The following is a 14475-nucleotide window of genomic DNA, read 5'->3' as shown; positions in this document are numbered from 1 at the left end:
ATATAGTGTATGTGAAAATGGGCAAAGTGCTAATGATCTACACAAAAACTTATGATTTTTTTTCCGCATTTATGATTCGGACTTTTTTCCTTGCAAGTCTTTGAATAGAGTGGAATGAAAAATAACAAATAGGATGGATGGAGCTCCGCGTACATACCGCTTATCCATATGCTGGATTTACTTTGTACTAAAAGGCAATTCTTAAAATTTGGCGGGGATATGGTAGAATAAAAAGCAGGTAAAGAATAGTGGGAGGTTTTCAATAAATGACAGAAGCAAAAAAATTGTTGGGGGATGAGAGAAGGGCATGGATCCTGCAACAACTAAAAAACAGCCCCTCGCCAATTACCGGAAGCGAACTTGCAGAACAAACAAATGTCAGCAGACAAGTGATCGTCGGCGACATCACTCTCTTAAAAGCAAAAAATGAACCGATCATTGCCACAAGCCAAGGGTATATTTATTTACAGCAAGCATCAACGCCGCCGCAATTTGAAAAAACAATTGCTTGCAAGCACTTGCCTCGTGATACGGAAAAAGAGTTAACTATTTTGGTTGACCATGGAGTAACCGTCAAGGATGTCCGGGTTGAGCATCCGATCTACGGCGACCTTACCGCATCCATTATGGTTTCGAACCGGCAAGAAGTAAAGCAATTTTTGGAAAAAATCAAAGCGACAAAAGCCAGCTATTTGTCTGAACTGACAGAAGGCTTTCATTTGCATACAATCACCTCAAACAGCGAAAACAATCTAATTAAAGCAGAAATCGCTCTCAAGAATGCAGGTTTCATAGTAGAAAGTGAATAAATGAAAACTCGCCGACTGGCGAGTCCTTTGGACGAAGACAGAGGCGTAGTTGAATTTACCACGCTCGTATACCTGCCACATCCTGTGGCACTCGCCTGACTAGGACGTCCTGTCCATCGTCCGTTCAGAATTTATCCATATAAATTAGCTAAAAAAGATAGAAGCAATTGATGTTTGCTTCTATCCATCCCTTTTGGCCGTGTTGCTCCATTTGTGTTATTTAAAATCAATTAAGTACGAAGGATAGCTGCCCAGCAATTTTACCCCGCAGCCGAGCGCCTCTAATTCCGCGATTGCTCCCGGAATTAATACATCATCCAGCATCATATCAAGATCAATAATGAAGAAATAATTTCCAATCCCTGTTTTCATCGGCCGCGATTCAATCTTGGAAAGATTGATTTTTCGCCAAGCAAAGGCAGATAACACTTGATGAAGTGCTCCTGCATAGTCGTCAGGGAGGGTCACCATAATGGTTGTTTTATCACCTAAAAAGCCTTCATGCTTCAATTCATGGTCAAAGTCCGTCTTCGAAAGAATGACAAAGCGAGTATGGTTATAATCAAAATCATGGATATCTCGTTGAACAATGGTCAAACCATACTCCTTTGCTGCTTGTTCATTGGCAATGGCCGCCAGTTTCATTTCAGGCTGATCCTTTACCATGATGGCTGCAGCAGCGGTCGATGCCACACTTTCAATCGATGCTTCTTTAAAGTATTTATGTAAAAATTTATGGCATTGTGCAATTGCATGCGAATGGCTGTAAATTTTCTCTGTCTCTTTCCAGTCATCTCCATTCACTGGATGCACCATAAAGTGCTGGCGGATTGGTGCAGTGATCTCGCCAATGATCGGAATTTCCACTTCGCGCGTTAAATAATCAAGCGTAATTGGAACCGAACCTTCTAAGGCATTCTCTACCGGAACAACGGCATATGCCACTTCCTGATTGACAGCTGCATCAATGCAGTCGGGAATGGTCCGGTAGGGCTGGTGCTCTAAATCAGGAAAAAAATGGTTTACCGCCAATTCGGTAAAGGTAGCCTTTGGGCCAAAATAACCTACTTTCACTATTGCTCTCTCCTTTGCCGGTACAGCTGATACTAGTTTGTCTATGCCCCTGTCCCAAGCACTTCCACTTTCTCCACAAACTCGAGTTTGCGGAGCTCTGCAAGTAAATCATCAATTTCCATACGGATATCGGATGTGTTCAATGACAGCGTTACATTTGCCCGCCCTTGCAGCGGGATTGTTTGGTGGATGGTTAGCACATTGCAGCCAGATGTCGCGACGACACTTAAGAGCTGCGAAAGGGTGCCAGAGCGATCCTCAAGGTGAAAAAAAAGCGTAATCAACCGTTCCTTTTGGATTGTTGAAAATGGGAAAACGGTATCACGGTATTTGTAGAAGGCGCTTCGGCTTAAGTCAACACGATGAACCGCCTCCCAAACGGATTCGGCTTTTCCCCTTTCAAGCAATTCTTTTACCTCAAGCGTTTTTTTCATCGCTTCAGGTAAAACATCTTCCCGAACCAAATAAAACTTCTTATCGAATGGATCTGTTCCCATCTCTTCACCTCAAGCTCCAAAAGACTACTCGATAAATTCGAACTCAAAGTCCAACAGTTTCACCGTATCGCCGTCTTTCGCTCCTTTGCTTCTTAACGCATCATCAACCCCAAGACCGCGCAGCTGACGGGCAAAGCGGCGCACGGATTCCTCCCGCGTAAAGTCGGTCATTTTGAACAATTTTTCAACCTTCTCCCCGGAAACGATAAACGACCCAGCGGAGTCCCGGGTAATCGTAAACGAATCCACATCAGCTTCATGCTTGTAAACGACGCGGTGCACGCCTGATTCTTCTTGGTGTTCGAGGGGAAATTCAGGGGTTTCTTCTAGTTTATCTGCAATCGCAAATAAAAGGTCTCTCAAGCCTTTCTTGGTAACCGCCGAGATTGGAAAAATAGGGAAATTCTCCGAAACTTTTTCTTTAAATATCCGTAAATTTTCTTCCGCTTCCGGCATGTCCATTTTATTGGCAACAATCAGTTGCGGCCTTTCCGTTAATCGTAAGTTATATTCTTTAAGTTCATTGTTGATTGTAACAAAATCTTCATATGGATCTCTACCTTCAGTGGCAGCCATATCAATGACATGAACAATGACTCTTGTCCGTTCGATATGCCGTAAAAATTGGTGACCAAGCCCTACACCGGAATGGGCGCCTTCAATCAATCCCGGCAAGTCAGCCATCACAAAGCTTCTCCCATCTTCCGTTTCAACCATGCCGAGATTCGGGACAATCGTTGTGAAATGATACTCCGCAATTTTTGGTTTAGCTGAAGACACAACAGATAGCAATGTAGATTTTCCAACGCTTGGAAATCCAACAAGACCAACGTCGGCAAGCAGCTTTAATTCAAGAATGACTTCAAGCTCTTGTCCAGGCTCACCATTTTCTGATAGCTCCGGAGCAGGATTGGCTGGTGTTGCAAACCGGGTATTCCCCCGTCCGCCGCGGCCACCTTTTGCAATGACAGCCCGGTGCCCATGCTCAACCAAATCGGCAATCACTTCTTTTGTCTGTTCATTCATTACCACTGTTCCGGGAGGCACTTTTACAATCATATCCTTCGCATTTTTTCCATGCTGGTTTTTCGACATGCCGTGTTCGCCCCGAGGTGCTTTAAAATGGCGCTGATAGCGGAAATCCATTAACGTTCGAAGTCCCTCATCGACTTCAAAAACCACATCCGCTCCTTTTCCGCCATCTCCACCGGCCGGACCGCCTTTCGGAACATATTTTTCGCGGCGGAAGGCAACCATTCCATTACCGCCATCTCCGCCTTTAACATATATTTTCACTCGATCTACAAACATTTTTTTCCTCCCGACTGCATTTGGAAATTGAACGATGACGGACGAGAATCGCAATTGTTTTAGCCCTGCTCGTACTTAGGGGCTATAAACTTCTACTGCGAGTTCATGCTCAGTAAATTCCTTTACAGATGTTTCGATTGCAAATCGGCTGACATCAATCAGGAACTGTTCAATCCGTTCTTTCTCCTTTATTATTCCGCGAAAATCAAAAAAGAACCGAGCCCCTTCTTTAAGCGGAACAATGGTAATCGCCAAAAGATTTTCTGCCTCCATTGCTACTGATGCGTTTAAACTGTCGAAAAACAAATTCGCCCATGTAACAAGTTCACGTTCATTAACACGGATTGCATTTGTATCCTCCAGGATTTCATATTCCACTTGAAACAAATAGTTTTCCCAGTTTGCTTTCATTAACAATGCAGCAAAAGCCGGCAGCTGCAAATTGGACAGCCTCGATTCGTTTTGCGATTCGACAACAATTTCATCAATAATCGCTTTTGCCCGATCAATTCGATTTAAATCTAAATTTCCTTTGATTAATTGCAGTTTATTCAGCCAATCATGGCGAGAGTGGCGCAGCACCTCGATAATATTCCATTCTTTTTCCATACAAGCACTCCTAGATAATCCCTGCAAAACTGTTTGCTGTTAGTATAACAAAAAAGCTGCTTCACGTAAGCAGTTTTCCGAAGATTGTTGAAGAATCTCCCTGTTCATCCTTTTCCTAAAAAATCAAGCAGAGGAAAAAAGAAAACTCTAACCGATCGGTTAGAGTTTTCTTTCGGGCAGCTTATGCTTCTTGTGCCACTGGATAAACGCTCACTTTTTTGCGGTCGCGGCCCAGGCGCTCGAATTTCACGATGCCGTCCACTTTTGCAAAAAGAGTATCGTCTCCACCGCGGCCAACATTTTCACCTGGATAGATTTTGGTTCCGCGCTGACGGTATAGAATGGAACCGCCAGTAACGAATTGACCATCTGCACGCTTCGCGCCAAGACGCTTTGCAATTGAGTCACGTCCGTTCTTTGTAGAACCTACTCCCTTTTTAGAAGCGAAAAATTGAAGATCTAATCTTAGCATTTGTTTCACCTCCTATTGTTTGAAGGTAATTTTTATGTGCTTTCCGTAATCCTGTTCAATCGTTTGCAGTGACACGATCATTCCTTCAAGCAGCAGTTGTACTTTCTCTTGAATTTCTTCCGAAAGTCCCTTCGGAATGACGCAGTGGAGAAAGCCGCCTTCCCCCATTTCAATGTCCGGTTCCACACCGGTTAACTTGATGACCGAGTTAACAGTGCCAAAGGAAACGGCAGAGGCTCCTGCGCAAACAATGTCTTCACCGTGATCTGCAAAGTCGGCATGACCTTCAAGCGTAAACGAATGAATGATTCCGGATTTTGTACGATTAATCGTTATTTGGATCATCGATTTTCCAGCACCTTAGGCATTGATTTTGCCGATAACAACTTTTGTATAAGGCTGACGATGACCTTGCTTTTTGCGATTGTTTTTCTTTGCTTTGTACTTGAAAACAATGATTTTCTTTTGACGGCCTTGTTTTTCAACAGTTCCTGTAACCGTAGCGCCTTCTACTAATGGGCTGCCTACCTTTACATTATCACCACCAACGAAAAGAACCTTGTCAAAAGTAACGGTTTCGCCTGCTTCAGCGTTAAGCTTCTCAATGTAGATGGCTTGGCCTTCTTCCACACGGATTTGCTTACCGCCCGTTTCGATAATTGCGTACATGAAATGCACCTCCTTATAAACTCAGACTCGCCATTCACAGGTGTTTGGCAGAACGCAAAAACTTAAAACCTGATCTGTGCGGTTGTAGCACAGGTGCTACAAACATAACAGTAAAAGTCTATCACAACACCTTTTCGAGTGTCAATAGAAATCGCCTTTTTGTGCAATGTCTTTTATTGTTCCAAATTGCCTTATGGAATAGAACGGGACAGGATTCGGTTCAATCGAAAAAAAGATTTTTAAATGAATCATTTCTTCAAATTGCTTTAAAAAATCTTTGCCCGGACCTTCAAAAGCTTCTTTTACCGCCGCTGTGGTGTCAATCAGAACAGCTTCGTATTCACTGTGGCGGTGTTCCAGTAATTCTCGTTCCAGTTTAAAGGCAGCGGTCTCGGCGCTCATGACCCTTCCCTTCCCATCACACACCGGACATTTTTCTTCCAATGCTTCTGACAGTGATACTTTCGTTTTCTTCCTCGTTAACTGTAGTATTCCAAGCTCCGTAAAGCCACTGACTTTGATCCTTTTTTCATCCCGTTCGATTTCTTGTTCAATCGCTTTTAAAACGGCTTTCCGTTCTCCGTCATTTGCCATATCGATAAAATCAATCAAAATCATGCCGCCGATATCGCGAAGGCGCAATTGCCTTACAGCTTCCTTTGCAGCCAAAAGGTTTGTTTTTACAATCGTATCCTCAAGATCGACTTTTCCGGAAAACTTGCCTGTATTGACATCAATAATCGTCAGCGCTTCGGTTTGATCAAAGACAAGGTATGCGCCATTTTCAAGCCAAACAAGCCTTTTCAACGCCTTTTCAACCGCATGTTCAATTTTGGCTGCTGCAAAAATATTTTCCTTTTGATTGTAAAATGTCACATTGATTGCACGATCTTTTACTGCTTCGCTCGTTTCAAGGAATCGTTTTACCTCTCCGTCGTCAACCATGACTTCACCGTTTGGAATGGTTTTGGCTGCTTCGATCACCTGATCCAAAAATGAATCCCTTTGCAAAAGCAACCCTGGATACTTGAAACTGCCGGCTTTTCCGAGCAGTTCGCGGTATTGGTTCCTGAGCGTCAAAAGCTCTGACGCCACTTCTTCCTCTGAACAGTCCAAACTTGAAGTTCGAAAAATAAGACCTTCATCCTCGTTCTTTAGTTGACGGCCAATTGCTCTGAGGGCAGCTTTTTCCTTCTCCCCGGCAATCTTTTTGGAAACAGCGACATACTTACCCTGGGGCATATAGATGAGATGACGGCCTTGAATTTCAATAATGCCTGTCGCCTTTGGCCCTTTCGTTCCTGTAGCATCCTTTTCAATCTGCACAAGCATTTTTTCCCCTTGATGAACAAAGGCAGATAGACTTTTTTTCTCTTTCACAGCCCGATCTTCTTGGGATTGTACATAGCTTGCAAGCAGCTTGCGAGGCAGGTACGCTTGCTTCCCTTCGCCGATTTCAATAAAAACAGCATTCATGCCGGGCAATACCTTTGTTACGGTTCCGTAGTAAATATTTCCGACAAGTGATTGCTGATCCGGCCGATCAAAAACCAGGCTCTCTACCCGGTTATCGTTTACTAAGGCAAATCTCTTTTCTCTTGCTGTATAATTGACAATCAATTTTTTCAATCTTACTGCCTCACTTTTTCTTTTATACTCTTATTATAACGATTTCCTTGAATTTCAGTAAGAAAAGAAAAGGTCGCTTATTTTAGCCGAAACTCTTCTTTCGCTAAAATACGCGTGCAGTATTTCATTCTCATCCAGAGTGGCCTGTTCTCCGCCCGAGCCGCTGATCATAATTGGATGCTTGCAGCCGCGTTGAAACCGCTCGAGAACATGAATAATCAATTCACTTTCATCCGCTTGGATTGGCTTTAATAAATAGGATCCCGTTTTTTTTCCATAATAACGCTCCAATAAAAAGCGAATAAAAACATATCGCCGTTGTTTCCATTCGTGGAAGAGCGAAAAAGCCAAAAAGCCAATCACAACCCAAACATTGATATGGTAAGGTGCACTAACGGCAATAAACAGGGAAAAGAGACTCAGAACGAAGCCTGAGATGATTAGGGTGATGTGGTGCGCCTGAGAAAATGATTTTTTCAATGAAAAGAGTAAAAAGATCATTTTTCCGCCGTCTAGCGGCCAAATCGGAAAGAGATTAAAGAACAGAATCATCAAATTGTATTGAAAAAAAAGCTGAAAGAACGGTTCAGGCATAAATGATGATAGATAGAGCACATACGCAAGGCCGATCATCCACACATGCTGCAAGGGGCCTGCAGCAACAACAATGGCCTCCTCTTTTAAAGGCCTGTTCCCGTGCTCATCCATTTCAGCTACACCGCCAAATGGCAGCAGGACAATTTTTTTTATGCGCCAAGAAAAAAAAGCCGCTGCAGCAGCATGCCCCATTTCATGAATGAAAATAATCGCCATCATGATCGATAATTCTAAAAAATGCGCCGTGGCAACAGAGACTGCAATCACGAGCCATAACAATGGATGAATTTGCACAAGCTGCAAAAGTTTGAACGCTTTAGTCAAAGCGAATCACCTGAATGGGATCAATAAACGCATCCCCTTTTTTGATGGCAAAGTAAAATTCACCCTTTGTTTTGTCCTTGCCGGCTGATCCCGAAACCGTGCCGACCTCTTTTCCTTTTGAAACAAATTCGTATAAGCCGACATTGATTTGATCGAGGTTTCCATACCACGATTCCGTCTTGTCTGAATGTTGGATGATAACCGTTTTTCCCAAACCATCTTTTATTCCAGCAAAGGTTACAACGCCTTCATTATACGCTTTTACCGGTGACCCTTTGCTTGTTTCCACCATTACGCCCTGCCCATTTTTGTCAAAATTCTCAAGGATTCTTCCAGATGCCGGAACAGCATATTGATTGCTTACGTTTTTGACATCAGGCTTTTTTTCATTAAATGGCAAGAGTGCTAATGGTTTGCCAAACTTATTCTCATACCACTTGCTGACAGCGGCAAATTGGAATTCCTGGGAAAAAGAGTTTTTTACAATCGACCTTGCTGAATCCAGTGCCGGCGACTGATTTCGAAACATGATCGCAACGACAAGGAACAAACAGATCGATGCAAGCAGCTTAAAAAAGAACACCTCTTTGCGGAATAACGGGTGAATTTCCTCATCCCGTCCGCCCGGTTCATAGGAAGCAAACTGATTAAAGCCATATTTTTCATCCTCTTCCGGAAGAACCACCATGCGCTCCGAACCGTTTCCTCTGTTTTCTTTTCGTCTTTTGGCAATTCTCCGCCGTATCTCATCAGGTCTTGAGCGTGCCATACTCGTTCATCCCCCATCCTTCATCCATTTTCCACTTTGTACAAGTTTATGAAGGACAGGCGGTGAGTATGACTTGATGGACAAATATAAAACGCTTGAACAATTCGATTCAAGCGTTTTTTTCAGTACTTCTTTTCATTATTATTTCCCGCCAAAAAACTTTTTCAATTTCGCGAAGACGCCTTTATCACTGTCTTCAAGCGGCTGAAGTGGAATCGATTCACCGAGAATTCTTCTGGCGATATTGCGATAGGCGATTGATGCTTTGTTTGTTGGGTTCATTGCGATTGGCTCGCCATGATTCGATGCCTTGATGACCTCATCATCATCGGCAACAATGCCAATTAACTCAATGGATAAATGTGTAGTTATTTCATCAACGTCCAGCATATCGCCATTTTTCATCATATGGTTGCGGATCCGATTAATAACAAGCTTTGGTGATTCAATGTGTTTTTCCTTTTCAAGCAAACCAATAATACGATCCGCATCACGGACTGCCGATACCTCCGGAGTGGTGACGACAATTGCTTTATCGGCACCGGCCACCGCATTTTTGTAGCCTTGCTCAATTCCGGCTGGACAATCGATTACAATATAATCGTAATCCTGCTTCAATTGATCAATTAACGTTTTCATTTGTTCCGGTGTAACAGCCGATTTATCGGTTGTTTGGGCAGCTGGCAGCAAATACAGCAAGTCTTCAAACCGTTTATCCTTCACAAGCGCTTGATGGATTTTGCAGCGCCCTTCGACGACATCTACAAGATCATATATAATTCGATTTTCAAGCCCCATGACAACATCCAAATTGCGCAATCCAATATCTGTATCGACTAAGCAAACTTTCTTTCCTTGTAATGCTAGAGCAGTACCGATATTGGCAGATGTTGTTGTTTTCCCGACGCCGCCTTTACCAGATGTGATGACGATCGCTTCTCCCATATTAACGTCCCCCTTCTAATCTAGTTAGATTCGGTCTAAGATGTACTAAACCTTGTAATCTATCAACAATAATTTGACGATTTTCATTTATGTAAGCACATTCCATTTCGTGTTTTTCAACGTTTATAGCATGGTCAGGCGCACGGTTGATGCAATCACTGATCCTTAGCTGCGAAGGTTTCATGCTCGAGGCGGCAATCACGGCCTCTTCATTGCCGTAGCAGCCTGCATGCGCCATTCCTCTTAATGTCCCCATGATAAATATATTGCCACCCGCTTTTACGGTTCCGCCCGGATTCACATCCCCGATCAGCAGCAAGTCGCCGGTAACTTCAACAACTTGTCCCGAACGAATAATTCTTGCCAATGTCAGTACTTCATGCTGCTTCCTTAATGCCTCTGCTTCTTCCTTTGTGATGACATTTGAACGGATTTCTTCCACAATAAGATTCTTTTTCTGTCTGACAAGCATTTTTAATTCTTCTTGCTGAGCGTTTGTTAAGTAGCGATTTCCTGTTTCAAGTCTGACATGAATCAACGGTCGGTCTTCGTGTACCCGGTAGGTAGCAGACAGCTTATCATCCAATTCCTTTTTTAACTCATGAAAAGAACAGCTATCATCCAAGTTTAGTGTCAATCCATCTTTTGTTCCTTTAATTGTTACATTTTGCCGTTTATTCATGAAGAAGTTCACCTCAATAAGCAAGCATAGCCATTCATTTCTCATATTTAAACAAGCTGCTTGCGAACGGCAGCTTGCTTTTTCATTGTTTTTATCCTTATATCTGAATTCGATAAAAAAAAGAAAACTCCTCTTTTTAACAAAAGATTGTCTTACTCTGCGCGCAAGTTTTTAGCGAAATTTTCAAAATACCGCTTTAATGGGAAGGCGGCCAAAAGAATAAAAATTGCATTGAGAATCAAAGTTGGAAAAAGTCGAATCGTAACGAAAGTTATAAAATTCATGCTTGTTATATGGATCAGCATGTTCATTTCATATGAACCTAGTTCGACCAATGCCACTCCAGTTACTACCATCAAGGATGCCAAAAAAAGATTGGTTTGCAGCACCTTCATCATTTTGGTCACCAAATATGCGACAAATGGATACAAAAACAAATAGATACCAATGATTTCGGTATAGACGACATCAAATAGAAGTCCAAATAATAATCCGTAGAGTATACCGCGCCTCTCGCTGCCATAGATCGTAAAAAAAAGAATTGCGGCAATTAAAAAGTGAGGAGCCAGGATCCATTCCCTTTGAAATATAGTACCTGGTAAGAATTGCATAAAGATGCTTTCAAAAACAAACAAAAATAAAAAGAGTAAAGGAAGAAGAAATTTTCTCAAAAATTCTCCCCCTTTTGGCTTCCCATTTGACTTAAACTAGGCTGGGGCATAAGTCTTGTGATGACAAGAACGTTTCGAATCTCATAAAAGTCCGCTCCAGGCTTGACGTAAGCTGTTTGATTTAATCCATATTGATCCGGTTTGACATCAACAACCGTTCCGATTAAAAGCCCTTCGGGAAAAACGCCGCCCAATCCTGAGGTAATGACCGTTTGCCCCTTCGCAACTTTTGCGTCATACGGGATTCGTTTAACGAGCAAAAGCTTCTTCTCTTCGTCATACCCTTCGACTGTTCCGTTTGTGTTGCTGCCTTGGACAATTGCAGAAATCCGGTTTTTCGGATCCATCGCACTTAACAGCTGGACAGTAGAAGTAAATTGGTTCACGCTTTTTACTTTACCAACTAAACCGGTAGCGGTCATAACCGCCATATTTTGTTTAATGCCGTTGACTTTTCCCTTATCAATAATTACAATTTCCTGCCATCGATCAGGATTTCTGCCAATTACCGCTGCCGCCATTGGCTCTTTATCACTCAACGATTTTTTCTCGCCTAATACATCGCGCAGCTGCTTATTTTCTTTTTTTAGCATTTGTACTTGCGCTTCTAAACTGACGATTTTTTCCACGCGAGTTTTCAATTGTTTATTTTCGTCATATGTGTTTTGCAAATCTTGAAGGTTTCCAATGAAGCTGGCAACATATTGGGCAGGCTTTGAAACAAGGGACTGAATCCAGCCAGCAGTGTCTTTTACAAACTGCTCTGGCCAGGAGGGCTGACTCCTCCCCCGTAAAGAAAACCCAATCAACGCCACGAGAATGATAATGCTGACAAGCAGCATAATCAGCCTTTTATTCCAGAAAAATTGTGGCATGATTTACACCTCTGTTATTATCGTGAGTCTTTCGCTTTATTTTTAAATAAGTGGATATGCTCTAATGCTTTTCCTGTTCCAATTGCGACACAATCAAGCGGACTTTCAGCAATTAAAACTGGCATTTTCGTTTCCTCGCTTATCACCTTGTCCAAATTGCGCAAAAGGGCGCCCCCGCCTGTCAAAACAATGCCCCGGTCCATGATATCTGCAGCCAATTCTGGTGGTGTATTTTCCAATGTGTTTTTAACTGCGTCGACAATCGCATATACCGTGTCTTTTAAGGCTCCGGCAATTTCTTCGGCTGTAATTTCGATCGTTTTCGGTAGTCCTGTCAAAAGATCACGTCCGCGGATTTCCATATTGTCAATCCCTTCAGGATCTCCTGCTGAACCGATTTCCATCTTAATTGTTTCAGCTGTACGATCACCAATCATCAAATTATAATTCTTGCGGATATAGGAAATAATGGCTTCATCCATCTCATCACCGGCAATTCGTATCGATTGGCTTGTGACAATTCCTCCAAGCGAAATGATCGCCACTTCGGTTGTACCCCCGCCAATGTCAACAACCATGCTACCGGTCGGTTCCCAAACAGGCAGGTTTGCGCCAATCGCAGCGGCAAACGGTTCTTCAATCGTAAAGGCATCACGCGCCCCAGCAGCCCTTGTTGCATCAATAACCGCTCTCTCCTCAACAGCTGTAATTCCAGATGGAACGCAAACCATTACATACGGTTTTCCTGAGAAAAAGCTTTTATTTTTCATTGCCTGTTTAATATAATATTTCATCATCGTTGCCGTGGTTTCATAGTCAGCGATGACGCCATCTTTCATTGGCCTTAGAGCGACGATGTTCCCCGGTGTCCGGCCGATCATGTTTTTTGCATCATTTCCGACTGCGACAATTTGCTTTGTATCTGTCTGCAAAGCAACAACGGAAGGCTCGCGGACAACGATGCCCTTTCCTTTTACAAAAACAAGTGTATTTGCTGTTCCCAAGTCCATTCCTAGATCTCTTGAACCAATTCCAAACATAGCTGTATCTCCCTTTCTGATACGAAATGCATTTAGGTAAGGTGAATTTTTTACTTATTTTTCAATGGGTTCCAATAAACTAGCAGGATTCAATAATGCAATGAATCCGAAAAAATCATAAACATTATTATATCGTAACGTCCATGAAAATCATAGTATCATACATACCCTTTTTCCTTAAGACTCACAAATTTATTTTCCCCAATAATCAAATGATCCAATAGATCAACGCCAATGATTTTTCCGCTTTCTGAAAGCCTTCGTGTCACTTCAATATCCTCTCGGCTTGGCGTAGGGTCACCGGAAGGGTGGTTATGCAGACAAATAATGGAAGCAGCTGAGCGTTTTAATGCCTCTCGATACACTTCGCGCGGATGCACAATCGAAGCATTTAGACTGCCGATAAAGACAGTGTGTTTGTGAAGAACTTGATTTTTCGTATTGAGGTATAGGCAGACAAAATGTTCTTGTGAAAGGAAGCGCATTTCATCCATGACATATTTGGCGCCATCTTCTGGAGAGCGAATGACATATCGGTCTGCAAACGTCAAACTTGTTACCCTTCTGCCGATTTCAATCGCGGCAAGAACCTGAATTGCCTTTGCCGAACCGATTCCTTTAATCGCGGTTATTTCTTCTAAGGTTGCGGACTTTAGTTGTCTCAGCCCTTCGAAATGGGAAAGAAGCCGATTGGATAATTGCAAAACCGATTCATCTTTTGTGCCAGTACGGAGTAAAATGGCAATCAATTCATGGTTCGATAAACTTTGCGGTCCCTGTTGAATAAAGCGTTCCCTTGGTCTTTCATCCTGGGGAAAATCACGAATCATTAACGTGTTGGTTGACAAAATTATTCCTCCCTTTGGCTCGGGAGTTGCGGGGATGCTATAGGGAAAATGGAAGCCTGTAACCCGCTCTTTTCAGTTCACGAATCGTCCTTGCAACAGGGAGTCCAACAACGGCAAAATAATCACCGTGTATTTTTTTGACAAGCATGCTGCCGAATTCCTGAATGCCATATGCCCCGGCTTTATCAAGCGGTTCACCCGTTTGCACATAGGCTTCAATTTCTTTGTCCGTCAACTCCCAAAACACAACTTCTGTTTTTTCATAGAAACGAGATGAAAAATGTGGAGACATTATCGAAACACCGGTAAAAACATCATGCTGCTTTCCTGATAGCTTTTTTAGCATTTCAAAAGCCTCCTGCTTGTCCTTTGGCTTACCTAATACATGATCTTGAGCAACTACAATTGTATCAGCGCCAATGACAAACGAAGAAGGATTTGCCTCAAAAACAGCCATCGCTTTTCGACCTGCCAGCTCCATAACAATTTCTTCCGGTGTGAGCGTAGAGTCAAAGCTTTCATCTACTTCACTGCTCATAACTTGGAAAGTTACTTGAAGGTTTTCTAGTAGTTGTTTGCGGCGCGGAGAAGAAGAGGCTAGTATGAGGTTCTGCATAAAATCACCATGCCTTTTGTTCAGAATCGGGAGATACA

General features: G+C 42.7%; 18 protein-coding genes and 1 other annotated feature. Of the genes, 1 reads left to right on the top strand and 17 read right to left on the bottom strand.

Translation table 11 applies throughout. The features are described from left to right. Positions 1 to 266: 266 nt before the first annotated feature. Complete coding sequence (locus ACQYAD_RS15870) at positions 267 to 809, top strand: transcription repressor NadR (RefSeq protein ID WP_430239638.1); 543 nt, start codon at positions 267 to 269, stop codon at positions 807 to 809. A gap of 216 nt (positions 810 to 1025) precedes the next feature. Here the strand turns inward: ACQYAD_RS15870 and pheA are convergent, their stop codons facing one another. The 17 genes from pheA to ACQYAD_RS15785 form a co-directional block, all read right to left on the bottom strand. Beyond that, positions 1026 to 1883 carry a prephenate dehydratase gene (gene pheA / locus ACQYAD_RS15865; RefSeq protein WP_430239636.1) on the bottom strand — a complete coding sequence of 286 codons (858 nt, stop codon included), beginning with the start codon at positions 1881 to 1883 and terminating at the stop codon, positions 1026 to 1028. Positions 1884 to 1924: 41 nt separating this feature from the next. Next, positions 1925 to 2380 carry an ACT domain-containing protein gene (locus ACQYAD_RS15860; RefSeq protein WP_430239635.1) on the bottom strand — a complete coding sequence of 152 codons (456 nt, stop codon included), beginning with the start codon at positions 2378 to 2380 and terminating at the stop codon, positions 1925 to 1927. A 24-nt stretch (positions 2381 to 2404) separates the two neighbouring features. Beyond that, positions 2405 to 3691: a GTPase ObgE gene (gene obgE / locus ACQYAD_RS15855; protein ID WP_430239633.1), complete on the bottom strand. Its 1287-nt coding sequence runs from the start codon at positions 3689 to 3691 to the stop codon at positions 2405 to 2407. A gap of 75 nt (positions 3692 to 3766) precedes the next feature. Then, a complete protein-coding gene (locus ACQYAD_RS15850) occupies positions 3767 to 4300 on the bottom strand; it encodes a Spo0B C-terminal domain-containing protein (protein ID WP_430239632.1) in 534 nt (177 codons plus the stop codon). Between the two features lie 181 nt (positions 4301 to 4481). After that, entirely contained in the window at positions 4482 to 4772 is a 291-nt protein-coding gene (gene rpmA / locus ACQYAD_RS15845) for a 50S ribosomal protein L27 (RefSeq protein ID WP_430239631.1), read from the bottom strand. A gap of 12 nt (positions 4773 to 4784) precedes the next feature. Beyond that, positions 4785 to 5117, bottom strand: a complete 333-nt coding sequence (locus ACQYAD_RS15840) for a ribosomal-processing cysteine protease Prp (RefSeq protein WP_430239629.1) — start codon at positions 5115 to 5117, stop codon at positions 4785 to 4787. 15 nt (positions 5118 to 5132) lie between these two features. Beyond that, positions 5133 to 5441, bottom strand: coding sequence for a 50S ribosomal protein L21 (rplU, locus tag ACQYAD_RS15835; protein WP_430239628.1), 309 nt, complete (start codon positions 5439 to 5441; stop codon positions 5133 to 5135). A gap of 13 nt (positions 5442 to 5454) precedes the next feature. Then, positions 5455 to 5535 (bottom strand) — a sequence feature (ribosomal protein L21 leader region). Between the two features lie 47 nt (positions 5536 to 5582). Further along, positions 5583 to 7070 carry an Rne/Rng family ribonuclease gene (locus tag ACQYAD_RS15830; RefSeq protein ID WP_430239627.1) on the bottom strand — a complete coding sequence of 496 codons (1488 nt, stop codon included), beginning with the start codon at positions 7068 to 7070 and terminating at the stop codon, positions 5583 to 5585. 54 nt (positions 7071 to 7124) lie between these two features. Beyond that, complete coding sequence (locus tag ACQYAD_RS15825; RefSeq protein ID WP_430239626.1) at positions 7125 to 7991, bottom strand: M50 family metallopeptidase; 867 nt, start codon at positions 7989 to 7991, stop codon at positions 7125 to 7127. After that, positions 7984 to 8760: a peptidoglycan DD-metalloendopeptidase family protein gene (locus tag ACQYAD_RS15820; RefSeq protein ID WP_430239624.1), complete on the bottom strand. Its 777-nt coding sequence runs from the start codon at positions 8758 to 8760 to the stop codon at positions 7984 to 7986. Before ACQYAD_RS15820 ends, ACQYAD_RS15825 begins: the two co-directional genes overlap by 8 nt. A gap of 141 nt (positions 8761 to 8901) precedes the next feature. After that, complete coding sequence (minD, locus tag ACQYAD_RS15815) at positions 8902 to 9705, bottom strand: septum site-determining protein MinD (protein ID WP_430239623.1); 804 nt, start codon at positions 9703 to 9705, stop codon at positions 8902 to 8904. 1 nt (position 9706) lies between these two features. Next, a complete protein-coding gene (minC, locus tag ACQYAD_RS15810) occupies positions 9707 to 10387 on the bottom strand; it encodes a septum site-determining protein MinC (RefSeq protein WP_430239621.1) in 681 nt (226 codons plus the stop codon). Positions 10388 to 10539: 152 nt separating this feature from the next. Beyond that, complete coding sequence (mreD, locus tag ACQYAD_RS15805; RefSeq protein WP_430239619.1) at positions 10540 to 11058, bottom strand: rod shape-determining protein MreD; 519 nt, start codon at positions 11056 to 11058, stop codon at positions 10540 to 10542. After that, positions 11055 to 11933, bottom strand: coding sequence for a rod shape-determining protein MreC (gene mreC / locus ACQYAD_RS15800; protein ID WP_430239618.1), 879 nt, complete (start codon positions 11931 to 11933; stop codon positions 11055 to 11057). Before mreC ends, mreD begins: the two co-directional genes overlap by 4 nt. Positions 11934 to 11950: 17 nt before the next feature. Continuing rightward, positions 11951 to 12973: a rod shape-determining protein gene (locus tag ACQYAD_RS15795; RefSeq protein WP_430239616.1), complete on the bottom strand. Its 1023-nt coding sequence runs from the start codon at positions 12971 to 12973 to the stop codon at positions 11951 to 11953. A gap of 158 nt (positions 12974 to 13131) precedes the next feature. Further along, positions 13132 to 13821 carry a RadC family protein gene (radC, locus tag ACQYAD_RS15790; protein WP_430239615.1) on the bottom strand — a complete coding sequence of 230 codons (690 nt, stop codon included), beginning with the start codon at positions 13819 to 13821 and terminating at the stop codon, positions 13132 to 13134. Between the two features lie 37 nt (positions 13822 to 13858). Further along, positions 13859 to 14437, bottom strand: coding sequence for a Maf family protein (locus tag ACQYAD_RS15785; RefSeq protein WP_430239613.1), 579 nt, complete (start codon positions 14435 to 14437; stop codon positions 13859 to 13861). Positions 14438 to 14475 lie beyond the last annotated feature (38 nt).

This window comes from Neobacillus sp. SM06 (assembly GCF_050496765.1).
Classification (GTDB): domain Bacteria; phylum Bacillota; class Bacilli; order Bacillales; family Cytobacillaceae; genus JAEVLT01.
Note: the sequence above shows the minus strand (reverse complement) of the source record. Positions and strands in the feature narration are given on the sequence as shown.